Origin of the sequence: Wolbachia endosymbiont (group B) of Ischnura elegans, from assembly GCF_947251585.1 — a bacterium.
Classification (GTDB): Bacteria; Pseudomonadota; Alphaproteobacteria; order Rickettsiales; family Anaplasmataceae; genus Wolbachia.
On record NZ_OX366371.1, the window covers coordinates 1212107 to 1229605 of the forward strand.

A 17499-nucleotide genomic window follows, 5' to 3' on the forward strand; every position below is an offset into this window, starting at 1 on the left:
GTAGTATATGAAACATGGAATAAAGAAAAATAAACTGTCTCGTTGTACCGAGCATAGGTTATCAATGTTAAAGAATCTATCTATCTCGTTAATTAATCATGAGCAGATTGTAACTACTTTACCAAAGGCTAAAGCACTTCGTCCATATGTGGAAAAGTTTATTACAATTGCTAAGAATAACGATTCTTTACATGGTAGAAGGCTTTTGCTTTCACGTCTTCATAATAGTAAGTTAGTAGTTGATAAATTATTAAGCGTTCTAGCTAATCGTTATCAAGACTGTAAAGGTGGATATTCTAGAATAATAAAATTTGGTACTCGAAAGGGTGATTGCGCTCCAATGGCAGTGATAGAGCTAGTTGATAGAGATATTTCAGCAAAAGGTGAGATTTATAGTAAAAATAAAAAAGGAAGCAAAGTAGTTACACAAAGCTAATTATTCTTTTTATGGTAAGTAGGTTACGCTATTTTGTAGGTTACTTTGGAGAATTGTTAGTTTCGATATATTTAAAGCTGAAATTCTATAATGTTATAAAACGTCGCTTCCGTTGTAAGTTGGGTGAAATTGACTTAATTGTATCTAAAAAAAAGGGAGCTGATTTTTATAGAAGTAAAACAAGTTTATTTGGAAAAGAAGTACCGATATCTCATTTTCAGTGTCAGTCTATTATAAATTCTTCTAAATATTTCTTAAGTAAAAATCTTGATTTTTTAGATTATTCAGTCAGATATGATTTATGTTTTCTTTCCTTAAGGAGAAGACCTATTTATATAAAAAATGCTTGGATTGAACAATGGTAGCTAAAATAATTTAGATTTACTAGAATAGGTAATTGAATATGAAAAACAATAATTTAGTTTCATCTTATGCTAGGGCACTGTTTCATGTCTCAGGAAGCAGATTAGGTATTATAAGAAAAGAAGTAGAATTTTTGTTAGCTTTTTTTAAAGATCAAGATGTTTTTGTGTATCTATCTCATCCTATGGTTTCTCTTTTGCACAAAAAAGAAGCGATACTTTCTATAAAGGAGAACTTGAGTGAAAACTTAGTCAAATTTATTATGGTTACACTTGCAAACAAGCGCTCCCGTTTATTAATCCTTATATTAGAAAAATTCTTAAATCTTGTAAGGGAAAGTGAAAATGAATTGGAAATTACTATAAAATCAGCAGAGATTTTAAAGAAACCTGATATAAAAATAATTACTGAATCTTTGAACTTTCTTGGTAAAATAATAAAAGTCAGTCATGTGGTTGATCCTTCTATACTAGGTGGCTTTGTAGTTAGGTATGGTTTTAACGTGATTGATGCTTCGCTTAAGAGTTATTTGGATAGATTGGTTGATTTGAGTAAAATGGAAATGTTGAAAATAAGGAATTGTATATGAAGAATAGCATAAATGCCTCTGAAGTAGTAAACATAATAAAAGAGAAGGTTGAGACATTTGATAATCCTATAAAACGAGAAAATATAGGTGAAGTAATTTCAGTAACGGATGGTATCACATTGGTCTATGGGCTGGAAAAAGCAAAGTTTGGTGAAAAGGTATCTTTTGCAAGCGGTGTAGAAGGAATAGTTCTTGATTTAGATCATGATACAGCTGGAATAGTTGTGCTTGGCAATGACCGTGATGTAAAAGAAGGGGACGTTGTAAAATGTAGTGGTGATGTTGTACAGGTGCCTGTAGGTCATGAATTATTAGGGAGAGTTGTAAATGCATTAGGCGATCCTATAGACGATGGCGGAGAAATTAGAGCCAAGAACAAAATGTATATAGAATCTAAAGCGCCAGGTATTATTGACCGTAAATCTGTGCATGAACCTCTGCAGACAGGAATTAAAATTATAGATTTGTTGATTCCTATAGGTAGAGGGCAACGTGAATTAATTATTGGCGATAGACAAATTGGTAAAACCACTATTGCGATTGATACTATTATCAATCAGAAGAAGATTAACGATGAGGTAAACGAAAATCAAAAAATTTACTGTGTTTATGTTGCTATTGGACAAAAAATTTCGACAGTAGCAAAAGTGGTGAATAAGCTAAAAGAAAGTGGAGCATTAGAGTATACAACCGTAGTTGTGGCTAGCGCATCTGACTGCGCGCCTATGCAATTTTTAGCACCTTATACCGGTTGCACTATTGGAGAATTTTTCCGTGATAATGGAATGCATTGCTTGGTGGTATATGATGATTTATCTAAGCATGCTGTGGCATATAGGCAGATGTCCTTATTGCTCAGACGTCCTCCTGGTCGTGAAGCTTATCCTGGAGATATATTCTATGTACACTCTCGCTTGCTTGAAAGAGCTGCCAAAATGTCTGATGAAAAAGGACAGGGATCTTTGACTGCTTTGCCGATTATTGAGACTCAGGCTGGCGATGTATCTGCATATGTTCCAACTAATGTGATTTCAATTACAGATGGACAAATTTTTCTTGAGTCTGAATTGTTTCACAAAGGATTTCGCCCTGCAGTGAATATAGGTTTATCGGTTTCTCGGGTTGGCTCTGCTGCACAATTGAAATCTGTGAAAAAAGTTGCTGGTTCTATAAAGCTGAGTTTGGCCCAATATAGAGAACTGGAAGACTTTGCTAAATTTGGTTCTGATCTTGATGCTACTGTTCAATTGTCCTTAAACAAAGGTAAATACCTTATTGAATTATTAAAGCAAAAACAGTATTCACCTATGCAAATAGAAGAGCAAGTATTGCTTATGTATATCTTTTCTAATCTGTATGGTCAATTAAATAAGGTACAGGTGAGCAACATCAATAGGTTCGAGTGTGATCTTATCAATTATTTTCAAACTGTTCACCCTGGAGTTTTAAAAAAGTTGTCAGGTGACATGAATGATGATATAAAAGATGATATTCTTGGTATTGTGAGTGATTTTGTCACTCAATTTAATTGCGTTTAGGCGGTGATTATGACTTCATCCATTGTTAACAAGTTTCCTATTACAAGGGAAGGTTTTGAGAGTATGCAAGTCGAACTTGAGAAATTAAAGGAAGAAAAACCTTCTATCATACAGGCTATTTCTGATGCTCGTGATCAAGGCGATTTATCTGAAAATGCAGAATATCATGCAGCACGGGAAAGATTAAGTTTTATTGAAGGCCGCATAATTGAGGTAGAGAGTAAACTTTCACATGCAGAAGTGATAGAAGTAAAAAATTTGTCTGGTGATACAGTAATGTTTGGTGCAACTGTTACGGTAAGCATGCTCGGTGATGATAACAGTGAAATAGAATATGTTTATAAGATTGTAGGTGGGTATGAAGCTGATGCTTCAAAGCAGTTGATCTCTACGGATTCACCACTCGGTAGTGCTTTAATTGGCAAAAAAGTTGGTGAGTATGTGGAAGTGATAGTGCCAAATGGAGAGAAATTGTATAAAATAGTTAAGATTGAGTTTAAGTAAATCATGGTACAAGTAACTTATCCTTCAATTAGTCTACCCGGTATTTCTTCTGTGGAAGATGTATTGAGGGATGCTAGTTCTGGTAAATTATTCATTTTAGTTGACGATGAAAACAGAGAGAATGAAGGTGATCTGATTGTATTAGCTGAGAAATTAGAGCCAGAACATGTGGCTTTTATGGTTAGATACGGGACAGGGATTGTTTGTTTAGCAATGACTAAAGTTCACATGAAAAGGTTAGGCCTTAGTTTCATGGAAAAAAAAAATGTTGGTGAAAATCATACTGCTTTTACTACATCAATTGATGCACGTTATGGTATTACTACGGGTGTTTCAGCTGAGGATAGAACAAAAACTATACATGTTGCTATTGATAAAAATAGAACTCAGGATGACATTATAACTCCCGGTCATATTTTTCCTGTGATTGCACATGAGGGTGGAGTAGAGCAACGTGCTGGTCATACTGAAGCAAGTGTTGTGATAGCTAAGTTAGTGGGATGTAATCATTCTGCAGTTATTTGTGAATTAGTGAATGATGATGGCTCTATGATGCGCTTACCCCAGTTGCTTGAATTTGCTGAACAACATAATATTAAGTTAACTACCATTGATAAACTTATCAGTTACGTTCAAAATTTAAACTAGCGTTTATAGATTCGTATAGTTTAAGTGTTAAAATATAAAATTCCTCAAAGTTATACAAACAAGGAATTTCCATGTCTAAGCTTTTTGTTTTACTATTTTTTTTCGTATACTGTAATAGCGCTTACTCTGTTAGTATTATTAGAGATAGTGAAGTGGAAGCGGTAGTTAAGGATCTAGCGCAACCTTTATTTTCTGCTGCGGGTATTGATAATGATAAAATAAAAGTTTTTATAGTTGATGATAGATCGATTAATGCTTTTGTAATTAACAATAATAGCATTTTCATTCATTTAGGGCTTTTACAATATTCGACTGAACCTTATGTCTTACTTGGTATATTAGCACATGAAATTGCTCATATATCTGCTGGTCATGTATTACAAATGAGTAGTGCTGTAGGTTATTTTCAATCAATAGCAATGGTTAGTTATATGGTAGGATTAGTTTCTAGTATTGTCATTAACCCTCAGGTTGCGAGTGCAATCTTGCTTAGTGGTGTAACGCTTAGTTCAAGGTTGTTTTTTAACTATTCTCAAGAGCAAGAGAGTGTAGCAGATAGCTATGCTTTAAGATACCTAGATGAATCTGGCTATGATAATTTGGGTATGAAAGAGATTTTTGACTATTTTAAGAGTATTGAGCATGAAAACACTGAAGAGTATTTCTGCACTCACCCACTTAGTGATAAGCGTATATTTGCTGTACAGAATTATAAGGTTAAAAACAATATAAAACCAATCCTTGCAGATAAATTGCTGAAGTTTGAGCGTATGGTTGCAAAGCTAGACTCTTTCTTTGCTCCTATTCATGTGTTATCTAATAAATATGAAGGTAGTTCTAAGTATGTAAATGCTGTAATTCACTATAGGCAAGGAAAGATAGAAGAGGCTATTACTAAAGTTAATTTATTGATTCAAGAGTCACGCAATGGTAACCGTTCACGGAGATAAGGTGGTTTACAAAGTAAGTATAAAAGTGTAAAGAGATAGGAAGCTAAATATGGAATGGGTAAATGACAACAGTGCTGCAAGAAAAGGTTGTAGCAGAAAACGCTAATCTCAAGGAAGAAATAAAAGCACTGATCAGAGAAAATGATAGCTTGAAAGCAAAAATAGTTGAATTAGAAGACAAATTGGGCTTAAATTCGCAAAATTCTCATCGCTGCCACCATCACGAGATATATATCGTAAGAAAGCAAAAAAGAAAAGTGATAAAAAACCAGGAGGTCAGCCAGGACATAAGGTGCATAAGCGTGAATTAATGGCTGCAGACGAGGTAGTGAGATGCACAATTGATACAATTTGTATGTGTGGAGGTAAGATTACTTTAGAAGATGAAATTATTCATCAGAAGGCAGAGTTGCCAGAAATTAAGCCAATTGTAACTGAGTACAGGTTGCAAAGAGGACATTGTAGAGTATGTAATAAAAGAATTACAGCAAATTTACCCGAAGGTGTTGCAAGAGATTTTCTAGGACCCAATGCTAAAACAGTTATAAGCAGCCTTAGCGGCTTTTTTATTAACTCAAAAAGAGAGGTACAGCAAATTTTGGGCAGTATTTTTAATCTAAATATAAGCCTTGGTTTAGTCTCAAATACTGAACGCAGGGTATCGAAGAAGTGTGCATCTGAATATGAGAAAATGAAGGAAGAGTTGCAAGGAAGCGAGTATTTGCATATAGACGAAACAGGGCACAGAAATCAAGGAAAGAGAGGCTGGAGTTGGGTAATAACAAACAAAGCGTTGACACTTCTGAAGGTAAGCGAGTCTCGTGGTAAGAAGGTGTTGAAGAGTTTACTGCCAGAATATGATGGTATAGTTGTGAGCGATAGATACGCTGTATACAACTACTTCAATCGTGAAAATAGACAGATATGTTGGGCACATCTGGCAAGAGATTTTGAGAGATTTGCCCATAGTAAAAATGTTGAAGTGAGCAAAATTGGCCAAGCACTAAAATCGCTCAGCAATAAGGTGTTTGTAGTAGATAAGGCAAAAAAACAAAATTTGATAGATAATTTGAGATTTTATCGACTGGTGCGAAAAATTCGGAAAAGGGTAAAACATTTTTTACGTAAAATGACGAGGGTTGCAAATAGCACTCAAGCTTCAAGAATGGCCGCTAAGATGTTACGATCTGAGGATATGATGTGGAAGTTTTTAAGAAAACCTGAAGTGATAGAAACAACTAATAACCTTGCAGAACGGCAAATTAGACGGTACGTAATTTATCGTAAAAACAGCTTTTTCACCTGGTCAGAACGTGGAGAAAGATTCGTGGAAAGAATGTTGTCGATATTTTTGACATCACGTCTAAATGGCCAGAACCCCTTTCAAAAGCTACAGAATCTAGTAGCTGTCACTGCTTAGTTCTTTAATTCATTCTCACAATCCGTGAACGGTTACCACGCAATGATCCTTATTTATATGAATTAAAAGCGGAGATGTTATACAAAGCTGGAAATTTAAGTGAAGCAATAAAAATGTATGAAGAATCACTTAGATATTTATCTGAGAAGAATAACTATTTAGTGAAACTTGCGTTATCTCATACTTTATTATTACACGGTGAAATAGAGAAGGCAATTTTTTACCTAGAGCAGGTTGCAAACGTAGAAACAAATAACGCCTTTGTCTGGAAGTATTTAAGTATTGCATATAAACGTAGCGCTGATATGGCAATGTATTATTTTGCTTTGACGAAAAAGGCTTGTATTGAAGGTAATTTAGAGAAATTTATGAAGTATGCTGAGTTAGCTATTAAAACTTTACCGAAAGACAGTGATTATTTGTTACAGATTGAAGACATGAAGGAACAATACACACAAAAACATCCTGATTTTTAAGTTATTTTTCCCCACACTTGCTCAACATACTATCTTGTTTAATGCTATCGGGTATAATTTTCATTATAATCGCTTTGGCACCAAAAAATACACCACAAAACATACCTAGGGCAAAGAGAGCTGGCCATGGCATTCTACCAAATATTGCAAGCAAAGCTGCACCTATTATGACTACAGTCATAAGTGGCCCACCTATTCCCCAAATATAACCAATAATATTGCATATTACTTGGGCAGTTGTATCATCTATATCAGTAGCAGCATTTGCGTAATCTGAAAAAGAGAGAAACAGCACTATACATAAAGCATTAAAAAATTTTTTTATTATATAGCTCATTCTTTTGCCTCCAAGTAATAAACTAGTGTGAATCTAAATTTATATATATATTTATTTTAGGGTAAAACTCATAGTTTGTCCATAAATAAGTGTTGCTACATAAATAGCCCACCATTGATGTTAAGCACATGCCCCGTTATATATCTTGCTTCGTCGCTTGCTAAAAACAATACTCCTGCTGCTATTTCTTTCCCTGTTCCCATTCTTTGCATTGGAATATTATCTAATATTTTTTCTTTTTGTTTTTCATTTAAAACTTCAGTCATCTTAGTATCTATAAACCCAGGAGCAATGCAATTTACTGTTACACCGCGACTTGCAACTTCTTTTGCTATAGATTTACTCATGGCTATTATCCCAGCTTTAGAAGCTGCATAATTTGCTTGCCCGGCATTGCCTGTTAAACCTACTATTGAGGAAACATTTATAATTCTTCCCCAGCTATTTTTAATTAATTTGCTGCATGCTTCTCTATTTAGTGTAAATGTAGAGCTCAAATTAATATCAATCACCTTTTGCCATGATTCATCTGTCATTCTCAGTAATAAACTGTCTTGTGTAATGCCTGCATTGCATATGAGCCCATCAAAGCCTTTCATCAACTCACTTGCTTTATTTATTAGTTGATTTACCTCTTCAGGATTTGATAAGTCGCAAGGAAGTACATGAATGTTTTTTTCATATTTTTTAGCAACTTCTTCTAGTACTTCTTTTTTTGTGCCAGAGATACATAAAGTTGCTCCGGCTTTATGCATAACCTCTACAATTGCCTGCCCTATTCCGCCTGATGCACCAGTAATCAGAAATTTCCTGTCTTCTAATCCGAACATGATAATTTTTATATTATCCCAGCTCTTAACAGAATATTAAAAGACTTGCAATAGATTTTTTTCATAACTTTCATTTAATAGAAGATTCTTGACAAATCTTGTGTTTATTGGCGAAATTATGGCGGCTGCATGCCTTTTTTTATTTTTTTCTATTCAGCCTAAACACGCTTCGTTTAAGCGTTAGCACATTATCAATTACAGTAATAAAATCAGCACCATGTGGATTCTTTTGCCTTTTTTTGATTGGTAAATTTCTTAACACTTATAGCTAAAGTAATTTAAGAGAGCCAGCGCGTGACTAGTTCTTATTACTTGATCAGTCTTCTGGATCCCAGTGTCTGGGCACTGGGATGACAGGAGTGTGAGATAAGGCTACATTCATACTCCAACAGGAATGACATCATAGAGGTCATTGAGATGACAGGAAAGAATACTTGAATGACAATAGGGACACTAGAATGAAAGGAAAAGAGGCTATTTAATTGTGCTGAATTTTACAAAATTTATTACTCCTGCCTGACAAATTTATTAGAATAGTATGTATAGTATGTTTATTAGTGAAAATCCGAAAAAAATGCAAGAAAAGTTAATATATTACTTTAGCCAAAGCAACTGTGAAGGTAATGCAGCAATGAGAAATCTACTAGGAGGGAAGGGAGCAAATCTGGCAGAGATGTGTAACATTGGCATTCCTGTTCCACCTGGTTTTACAATTTCCACTGCTGTTTGTCAGGCCTATTGTCAAGATAATGAATTGTCTTGTGATCTACGTAACGAGATAAAAAACTACATGGCGATGCTCGAAAGTGACATCGGTTGTAAATTCGGGGATTCAAATAATCCTTTATTAGTTTCCATACGCTCTGGTAGTGTGAATTCAATGCCGGGCATGCTTGATACTATTTTAAATGTTGGTCTAAATGATGAAACCGTTGTTGGGCTTGCAAAAAAAAGTGGCGAACGTTTTGCTTACGATAGCTACTGCCGTTTCATCATGATGTACTCCAATGTTGTACTACAGCTTGATCATCACCTATTTCAAGATGTTATTGATAATGAGCAGCAAAAGAGTGGAGCAAAAAGCTTAGCTGATCTTGATGTTAATGTTTTAAAGAAAATTGTTAATGATTTTAAAGAGATAGTATGTGAGAAAATAGGAAAAAATTTCCCGCAGAACGTTGAAGAGCAATTGTTAAACTCAGTTAATGCAGTATTTGCCTCTTGGAAAAATGATAGGGCTGTTTCCTATAGAAGAATACATAATATTCCTGAAAACCTTGGAACAGCGGTCAACGTGCAAGCAATGGTTTTTGGTAATTTAAATGATAATTCTGCAACCGGCGTGATATTTACACGTAATCCTTCAACTGGAGAAAAAAAGCTTTTTGGTGAGTTTTTAGTTAATGCTCAGGGTGAGGATGTGGTTTCTGGTGTTTATACTCCTATGCCAATTGACGGGGAGCAAGAAAGTACCATGGAGAAGTTGCTACCAAGTGTCTACCGAGAATTATGCGCGGTATGTGAAAAACTTGAAAGTCATAATAAGGACATGCAGGATATCGAATTTACTGTACAGGACGGTAAGTTATGGATTTTGCAGACTAGGTCTGGCAAGCGCACAGCCGAAGCTGCTATTCGCATAATAGTTGATATGGTAAACGAAGGAGTGATTACAAAAGAGGAAGGAATATTGAGAATTGATCCAAAAACTTTTGACAATTTATTGCATCCAGTTCTTGATGTTAAAATCGATCAAGAAGTAATAGGCAAAGGACTGCCAGCTTCTCCAGGTGTTGCTTCTGGATATGTAGTATTCAGTGCAAGTGATGCTGAAAAAGCTGCAGAGCAGGGTAAAAAAGTAATTTTGGTAAGATCAGAGACGAGCCCTGAAGATATTAATGGAATGAATGCTGCAAGTGGAATAGTAACAGCGCGAGGAGGTATGACCTCGCATGCCGCTGTTGTAACTCGTGGAATGGGTAAACCATGCATTTGTAGTCTAAATGGACTTTATATTGATAAAGATGAAAAATTTCTTTCTATGGGGGATATAAAAGTAAATAAAGGTGAATCAATCACCATCAATGGAGGAACAGGAGAGGTTATGCTTGGTATTCTTCCTACAATTTTGCCTGAATTATCTCAAGAATTCAAAACGATAATTAACTGGGTAGATGAAATCAAAACAGTGAAGGTGAGAGCGAATGCTGATACTCCAAAAGATGCAAAAATTGCAAAAGAATTCGGTTCAGAAGGTATAGGATTATGTCGCACAGAACATATGTTTTTTGCTAGTGATAGAATCGAATTCATTCAAAAGTTGATAATAGCTGATGATGAAAATGAAAGGACAAATGCATTAAATAAACTCGAAGAAATGCAAAAGTCTGATTTCAAAGAAATATTTTCTATTATGGAGGGCAGGGAGGTTACTATACGTTTACTTGATCCACCTCTACATGAGTTTTTGCCCCACAATCAATCTATTATAGAGAAAATTGCCAAATCACTGAATAAGTCAGTTGAATCAGTAAAAAATAAAATAGCACAGTTATCAGAAAAAAATCCAATGCTTGGCCATCGAGGTTGTAGACTTGCTATTTCTCATCCTGAAATATATGGCATGCAAATTAGGGCAATACTCAGTGCTGCAAGTGAATTAAGGAAAGAAAAGAAGATAGAAGTGAAACCTGAAATCATGATTCCTTTTATCATGAGTGAGAAAGAGTTTATTCTGATATGCGAGTTAATAAAGAAAGAAGCCGAAAATTTCGATGTGAACTATTCAATTGGAACGATGATAGAACTGCCAAGAGCAGCACTTATTGCTGACAAACTCGCAAAACACGCAGAATTTTTTAGTTTTGGCACTAATGATTTAACACAAACAACTATGGGACTTTCACGAGATGATTCAGTTAATTTCCTCGATTCTTATAAGGAAAGCAACATATTCAAAAACGATCCCTTTGAGGTGCTAGATGTCGAAGGGGTAGGGGAATTAATCAGAATAGCTATCGAAAGGGGCAAAAAAACCAGAAAAGAAATTAAACTTGGTATATGTGGAGAGCATGGAGCGAATCCACAGTCCATAGAGTTTTTCATCAAATCAGGGGTTGATTATGTGTCATGCTCGCCTTATAGAGTACTGGTTGCAAAATTAGTGGCAGCACAGCTTAGCATAAGTTTGTTGGGTAAATAGCGATAACTAACTGTGCGAACATAGATTCCGCTAACAAGTAGCGGAATGATGATTTTTCAAATTGTCGATAAATCTAAGTCAGTTTAGCTATTTTGCTGCTGCTTTTTCTTTTCTTAATATCTTAAGAAAGATTGACTTTTTGTCTAAAATAATATAGGATAAAATAATAGTGAGTGAGGTAAAAATGTCAATATCAAAAGAACGTAAGGAATATTTACTAGAAAAGTTTAAATATGCTGCCAAAGAATTTGGCAAGTCTGGTACAAAGTCCAATCATCTAGCAGTACCAAAGGAACAGCAACTCTCTATTGATTTAGGTAATAGAAAAGTTTTTGGTATCATAAATAAGATTCTGTATTGGATAGAGAATAATTTTACTTATTTTTTTCCACGATATAATTTGTTTCCAGAAGTTGGAGTTGAAGGAAGAAAAATTCCTGGAACTAATACAAGGGTTAAGTATTTTAACTCTGATGAACAATTTGATCAAAGAAAATTTATTGGCGAGCAAGATGGGGAACTTAAGTTATACAACTTAGAGGGCAAATTATATGATACAACTGATAAAATTAGTAAGGGTAAAAAAGGTTGTGTAGCTTATGTTATCACGCTTGATGGAAAATTAGTAACTCATGAACATATTAATGTTAACAAAAGCGAATGGGCTTATCGTCATTCAACTCTTGCAGGCGGTAAGCCGATTTTATGTTCTGGTTTAATGAAAGTTGTAAGTTAAAAATGTGATATAAAAGAGATAAGAGGGAAAGATAACCCTACTCACTATAGGAATAGGGCTATCACGGGCGTGTGCGACCGAATGAAAGTTGGTATTACAACCGTAGCCATCAAGGTAAACTAGCCCCATCTCTCGATACGTTTGAATAGGTAACCGTTCACGCAATGGCGTCAACTTAAGAGCCTTCATTAGCAGACTCTCCTAAAGACATGATGGCGTTTAGGCTTATCAACTTTGTCCATTCACGGTATAAGAAAGTAGTTTACAAAAATTGCATAATTAGTATAAAAAACAATAAACTAGATAGATGAGGGGTTGATGATAGAGGTGCTACAAGAAAAGATTGTGGTATTGGAGTCAGAAGTTGGTACTCTGAAAGCAGAGAATGATAAGTTAAGGACAAAAATAATTGAGCTAGAGGATAAGCTGGGTTTAAATTCAAAAAATTCATCGCTGCCACCATCGCAAGATGTATATCGCAAAAAGACAAAAAAGAAGAGCGATAAAAAACCAGGCGGGCAGCCAGGACATGAAGCGCACAAGCGGGAATTGATGGTAGCAGATGAGGTGGTAAAATGTTCAATTGATACAATTTGCATGTGTGGAAGCCAAGTTATTTTAGAAGAAGAAACTGTGCATCAAAAGGTTGAATTGCCAAAAATTAAACCGATAGTGACTGAATATAGGCTACAAAAAGGCTACTGTAAGGCGTGTAAGAAAAGGATCTCAGCTAGTCTGCCTGAAGGTGTGACAAGGGATCTTTTAGGAGCTAATGCAAAAGCAGTAATTAGCAGTTTTAGTGGATTTTTTATCAATTCAAAAAGGGAAGTACAGCAAATTTTGAGCAGCATATTTAATCTGAATATAAGCCTAGGTTTGGTATCAAAGACCGAGGGTAGAGTATCAGAAAAATGTATATCTGAATACGAAAAAATAAGAGAAGAGCTACGGAAAAGCAAGTATTTACATATAGATGAAACAAGCCATAGGAACCAGGGAAAGAAAGGTTGGAGTTGGGTAGTAACGAATAAAACAGCAACACTTATGAAGTTAGTTGGATCTCGCGGAAAGAAGATATTAAAAGGGCTATTGCCAGAGTATGATGGAATAGTTATAAGCGATAGGTATGCTGCGTATAATTACTTTAATCGTGAAAACAGACAGATATGCTGGGCCCATTTAGCAAGGGACTTTGAAAGGTTTTTTTACAGTAAAAATGTTGAAGTGAGCAGAATTGGCGCAGCATTAAAATCGCTGAGCAACAGGGTATTTGTGGTAGATAGAGCACGTAAACAAAACCTGATAGACAATTTAAGATTTTTCCGGTTAATGAGGAAGATTCGAAAAAGGGTGAAACATTTTTTGCGAGAGATAACAAGGGTTGCAAAAGGAACTCAGGCCTCGAGAATGGCTGCCAATATACTACGTTCTGAAGATATGATGTGGAGATTCGTGCGCAATCCTGATCTGATCGAGACAACCAATAACCTTGCAGAACGTCAGGCTAGACGGTACGTCATTTATCGTAAAAATAGTTTTTTCACTTGGTCAGAACGTGGAGAAAAGTTCATTGAAAGAATGCTTTCGATATTTTTGACTGCACGTTTGAATGATCAGAATCCTGTCCAGAAACTACAGAATTTAGTCGCTATTCCTGCCTAATTGGGAATATTCCGTGAACGGTTACTTGAATAGTTGCATGGGACATATGTATGCACCCGTTTACAATCTTAAATTAATTAAACTATCGAGGTTATTTATTATGATTACATCTTATCAAAATTTCATTGGCATTGATATCGGAAAATTTAAAAATGTTGCTGCAGCTTATAACCAAAGGAGCGCTATCAAGTTTGACAATGATGCTACTGGTTGGCAACAGTTGTTTCAAAAATTTTCAGATATCCTACCTAATTCTCTAGTAACTTTAGAAAACACTGGAAAATATGAGCTTGGCTTAGCACATTTTCTTGTTGATAAGAATGTTGCTGTACATCGAGCTAATACTCGTAAAGTAAAAAGTTTTATCATATCACATGGAACTTTAGCAAAGACAGATCAATCAGATGCAAGAGCCCTTGCTCAATATGGTTTTGAACGCTATAGTGCTCTATCTCTATTTGTGCCTATGTCAAAAGAACAAACCGCCTTAGTTGCACTCTGTCAACGTCGTGATGACATTACACAAATGAGAACTCAAGAGAAATGTAGGCTTGCAGCACCTGAAAACGACTATATAAAGGAAAGTTGCCAAAAAACAATAGACTTTTTTACCAGTCAGATAAATGAGTTCAACGATGCCATACAAAGAATTATTGATAAAAATCCAGAGTTACAAAAGCGTCAAAAGATCTTGAGAACAGTGCCAGGAATAGGTCTCAAGTTATCACAAGTTTTTGTGTGTCTAATGCCAGAACTTGGCCACCTAAACAAAAAAGAAGTTGCAAGTCTTGCTGGAGTTGCTCCACATCCAAAAGAAAGCGGTAAAACTATTGGTTACCGAAGGATAACAGGTGGTAGGAGCAATGTTCGTGCAAAGCTTTTCACAGCTGCTATGGCTGCTGCAAGATCTAAATCTGCACTTGGTGCTTTTTATTCTGATCTTATTGGTAGAGGTAAAAAGAAGATGGTAGCTATAACAGCTCTAATGCGAAAAATCATAGTAATTGCCAATGCAAGACTTAAAGAAGCAATTAATATGAAATAAAAAATCTGTATAGAAAATAGGTTAACGAATATGTGCGTCTACACACATTTAAAGCACATATTCGTTAACCATAAAATCTAAGCAGTGCTTGCTGTTTGATATAAATTTCTTTCTGTATAAACTAGGGTTTTTGTTGCCAAAATACATTTTTCAATTGAATAAAAATACAAAATTATCAACAAATGAGACTAAATTCAAAAAATTTTAAAAAACATAGTTGATGGTAAATGGTAAAATAACTTATATAGACAATAATAGCGGGCATTATAAACCAGAATCAGCAAACTTATACAATGCAGTGAAAAAGTTAGAAGGTCTATTTTCGAAAGATGCGAAAGTTGTTTGCTTACCATATTGGATTAGCTTGAAAAAACAAATTCCGCTTACACGCAAAATTAATCTAGCCAAACGAGAGCCAGTAGAGGAATTCTTGAAAAGGATGGAGAAAAAAGGGAAAGATGGATTGACTCAATATGAAAGACATTTTGAAAAGATAAAGAAATTGTAACCGTTCACGGAATATTCCCAATTAGGCAGGAATAGCGACTAAATTCTGTAGTTTCTGGACAGGATTCTGATCATTCAAACGTGCAGTCAAAAATATCGAAAGCATTCTTTCAATGAACTTTTCTCCACGTTCTGACCAAGTGAAAAAACTATTTTTACGATAAATGACGTACCGTCTAGCCTGACGTTCTGCAAGGTTATTGGTTGTCTCGATCAGATCAGGATTGCGCACGAATCTCCACATCATATCTTCAGAACGTAGTATATTGGCAGCCATTCTCAAGGCCTGAGTTCCTTTTGCAACCCTTGTTATCTCTCGCAAAAAATGTTTCACCCTTTTTCGAATCTTCCTCATTAACCGGAAAAATCTTAAATTGTCTATCAGGTTTTGTTTACGTGCTCTATCTACCACAAATACCCTGTTGCTCAGCGATTTTAATGCTGCGCCAATTCTGCTCACTTCAACATTTTTACTGTAAAAAAACCTTTCAAAGTCCCTTGCTAAATGGGCCCAGCATATCTGTCTGTTTTCACGATTAAAGTAATTATACGCAGCATACCTATCGCTTATAACTATTCCATCATACTCTGGCAATAGCCCTTTTAATATCTTCTTTCCGCGAGATCCAACTAACTTCATAAGTGTTGCTGTTTTATTCGTTACTACCCAACTCCAACCTTTCTTTCCCTGGTTCCTATGGCTTGTTTCATCTATATGTAAATACTTGCTTTTCCGTAGCTCTTCTCTTATTTTTTCGTATTCAGATATACATTTTTCTGATACTCTACCCTCGGTCTTTGATACCAAACCTAGGCTTATATTCAGATTAAATATGCTGCTCAAAATTTGCTGTACTTCCCTTTTTGAATTGATAAAAAATCCACTAAAACTGCTAATTACTGCTTTTGCATTAGCTCCTAAAAGATCCCTTGTCACACCTTCAGGCAGACTAGCTGAGATCCTTTTCTTACACGCCTTACAGTAGCCTTTTTGTAGCCTATATTCAGTCACTATCGGTTTAATTTTTGGCAATTCAACCTTTTGATGCACAGTTTCTTCTTCTAAAATAACTTGGCTTCCACACATGCAAATTGTATCAATTGAACATTTTACCACCTCATCTGCTACCATCAATTCCCGCTTGTGCGCTTCATGTCCTGGCTGCCCGCCTGGTTTTTTATCGCTCTTCTTTTTTGTCTTTTTGCGATATACATCTTGCGATGGTGGCAGCGATGAATTTTTTGAATTTAAACCCAGCTTATCCTCTAGCTCAATTATTTTTGTCCTTAACTTATCATTCTCTGCTTTCAGAGTACCAACTTCTGACTCCAATACCACAATCTTTTCTTGTAGCACCTCTATCATCAACCCCTCATCTATCTAGTTTATTGTTTTTTATACTAATTATGCAATTTTTGTAAACTACTTTCTTATACCGTGAATGGACAAAGTTGATAAGCCTAAACGCCATCATGTCTTTAGGAGAGTCTGCTAATGAAGGCTCTTAAGTTGACGCCATTGCGTGAACGGTTACAAGAAATTTAATGAGCAATATGAACAAAAATTGCTTCTTGCAAACTATAAGTCACATACAAATGAACTGTCCTACAAACCAACTATACATAAAAAACACAGATTGAAATACTCTGAATATATTAACTTACACCTTAATTTTTTGAAAGAGTTTGATGAAAGTCCTGAAGTGCAAAAAATAGCAATAGAACATTCAATAAGAAGGGTTATTGGAGCAAATTATGGCCATAAGCCTACAGTTGCGCTTGCTAAGGCACAGGTAATAGATAAAGATGGAAAGCTGCAAGAAACGGACGAAATAGTAGGTATAAATGTTGCTTTTCACCATGAGAATGATCGTGATGGCTTTGCTAAACTTCTAGATTTTAAAAAGTATAGCTATATTTGCGAACCTCATTTGCAAGATAAAAAAAATAGAGCAGATATGGAAAAATTAATGCCCAATAAACATACAGTTTTTATGAGTACAGACCAGGCTAATAAATTTATAAAGGGCACTTTACAAATTAAGATTGATAGTGTTGAGCAATTGGGTGTTGGTTTAGTGATGGGCTAAAGCTCTGTTTAAATATATATTTAGTTTTGTTACAATATTCTTATTTTCATCATATAATATGATGGAAATTTTATGCACAACTTTTTTATTTGATTAAAAATTGCATTTTTGCAATAAAAACTTATTTATTGTAAGAAAACTTGCTCATATAAAACTATTTATAGAG

15 protein-coding genes and 4 pseudogenes are annotated in these 17499 nt (G+C 35.1%); 16 read left to right on the forward strand and 3 right to left on the reverse strand.

What is annotated here, in order from left to right; genetic code table 11:
* The first annotated feature begins 7 nt into the window (after positions 1–7).
* The 10 genes and pseudogenes from rplQ to OPR58_RS06360 form a co-directional block, all read left to right on the forward strand.
* Positions 8–436: a 50S ribosomal protein L17 gene (gene rplQ / locus OPR58_RS06315; protein WP_265022265.1), complete on the forward strand. Its 429-nt coding sequence runs from the start codon at positions 8–10 to the stop codon at positions 434–436.
* A 53-nt stretch (positions 437–489) separates the two neighbouring features.
* Positions 490–801 carry a YraN family protein gene (locus OPR58_RS06320; protein WP_265022266.1) on the forward strand — a complete coding sequence of 104 codons (312 nt, stop codon included), beginning with the start codon at positions 490–492 and terminating at the stop codon, positions 799–801.
* A gap of 38 nt (positions 802–839) precedes the next feature.
* Positions 840–1388 (forward strand): ATP synthase F1 subunit delta, encoded by a 549-nt coding sequence (gene atpH, locus OPR58_RS06325; RefSeq protein ID WP_007302557.1) that lies wholly within the window; start codon positions 840–842, stop codon positions 1386–1388.
* Complete coding sequence (gene atpA / locus OPR58_RS06330) at positions 1385–2926, forward strand: F0F1 ATP synthase subunit alpha (RefSeq protein WP_007302558.1); 1542 nt, start codon at positions 1385–1387, stop codon at positions 2924–2926. Before atpH ends, atpA begins: the two co-directional genes overlap by 4 nt.
* A gap of 9 nt (positions 2927–2935) precedes the next feature.
* Positions 2936–3430: a transcription elongation factor GreA gene (gene greA / locus OPR58_RS06335; RefSeq protein WP_007302559.1), complete on the forward strand. Its 495-nt coding sequence runs from the start codon at positions 2936–2938 to the stop codon at positions 3428–3430.
* Between the two features lie 3 nt (positions 3431–3433).
* Entirely contained in the window at positions 3434–4078 is a 645-nt protein-coding gene (gene ribB, locus OPR58_RS06340) for a 3,4-dihydroxy-2-butanone-4-phosphate synthase (protein ID WP_265022267.1), read from the forward strand.
* A gap of 71 nt (positions 4079–4149) precedes the next feature.
* Positions 4150–5007, forward strand: a pseudogene (locus OPR58_RS06345) (M48 family metallopeptidase); the annotation flags it as partial.
* A gap of 83 nt (positions 5008–5090) precedes the next feature.
* Positions 5091–5339 carry a DUF6444 domain-containing protein gene (locus OPR58_RS06350; RefSeq protein WP_265022268.1) on the forward strand — a complete coding sequence of 83 codons (249 nt, stop codon included), beginning with the start codon at positions 5091–5093 and terminating at the stop codon, positions 5337–5339.
* Positions 5339–6448 carry an IS66 family transposase gene (gene tnpC, locus OPR58_RS06355; protein WP_265022269.1) on the forward strand — a complete coding sequence of 370 codons (1110 nt, stop codon included), beginning with the start codon at positions 5339–5341 and terminating at the stop codon, positions 6446–6448. Before OPR58_RS06350 ends, tnpC (OPR58_RS06355) begins: the two co-directional genes overlap by 1 nt.
* 38 nt (positions 6449–6486) lie before the next feature.
* Positions 6487–6924, forward strand: a pseudogene (locus tag OPR58_RS06360) (tetratricopeptide repeat protein); the annotation flags it as partial.
* A gap of 1 nt (position 6925) precedes the next feature.
* On the opposite strand, the gene OPR58_RS06365 reads toward OPR58_RS06360, so the two are convergent.
* Both OPR58_RS06365 and fabG read right to left on the reverse strand, forming a co-directional pair.
* Positions 6926–7261 carry a TrbC/VirB2 family protein gene (locus OPR58_RS06365; protein ID WP_007302562.1) on the reverse strand — a complete coding sequence of 112 codons (336 nt, stop codon included), beginning with the start codon at positions 7259–7261 and terminating at the stop codon, positions 6926–6928.
* 95 nt (positions 7262–7356) lie between these two features.
* On the reverse strand, positions 7357–8091 hold the full coding sequence (gene fabG / locus OPR58_RS06370; protein WP_265022270.1) for a 3-oxoacyl-[acyl-carrier-protein] reductase: 735 nt from the start codon (positions 8089–8091) through the stop codon (positions 7357–7359).
* A 547-nt stretch (positions 8092–8638) separates the two neighbouring features.
* On the opposite strand from fabG, the gene ppdK reads away from it, so the two are divergent.
* The 5 genes and pseudogenes from ppdK to OPR58_RS06395 all read left to right on the forward strand — a co-directional run.
* Positions 8639–11293 (forward strand): pyruvate, phosphate dikinase, encoded by a 2655-nt coding sequence (gene ppdK, locus OPR58_RS06375; protein WP_265023174.1) that lies wholly within the window; start codon positions 8639–8641, stop codon positions 11291–11293.
* Between the two features lie 184 nt (positions 11294–11477).
* A pseudogene (locus OPR58_RS06380) lies at positions 11478–12026 on the forward strand (hypothetical protein); the annotation flags it as partial.
* Positions 12027–12347: 321 nt separating this feature from the next.
* Positions 12348–13691, forward strand: a complete 1344-nt coding sequence (gene tnpC, locus OPR58_RS06385) for an IS66 family transposase (RefSeq protein ID WP_265022247.1) — start codon at positions 12348–12350, stop codon at positions 13689–13691.
* A gap of 100 nt (positions 13692–13791) precedes the next feature.
* The gene (locus OPR58_RS06390; RefSeq protein WP_265022222.1) at positions 13792–14736 is read left to right on the forward strand and encodes an IS110 family RNA-guided transposase; all 945 of its coding nucleotides are present in this window, start codon (positions 13792–13794) and stop codon (positions 14734–14736) included.
* Positions 14737–14956: 220 nt separating this feature from the next.
* Positions 14957–15238: pseudogene (locus OPR58_RS06395) on the forward strand (hypothetical protein); the annotation flags it as partial.
* Between the two features lie 27 nt (positions 15239–15265).
* Here OPR58_RS06395 and tnpC (OPR58_RS06400) read toward each other — a convergent pair.
* Positions 15266–16609, reverse strand: a complete 1344-nt coding sequence (gene tnpC, locus OPR58_RS06400; RefSeq protein ID WP_265022273.1) for an IS66 family transposase — start codon at positions 16607–16609, stop codon at positions 15266–15268.
* 157 nt (positions 16610–16766) lie between these two features.
* Here tnpC (OPR58_RS06400) and OPR58_RS06405 point away from each other — a divergent pair, with 157 nt between their 5' ends.
* On the forward strand, positions 16767–17333 hold the full coding sequence (locus OPR58_RS06405; protein WP_265022274.1) for a hypothetical protein: 567 nt from the start codon (positions 16767–16769) through the stop codon (positions 17331–17333).
* The last annotated feature ends 166 nt before the right edge of the window (positions 17334–17499 follow it).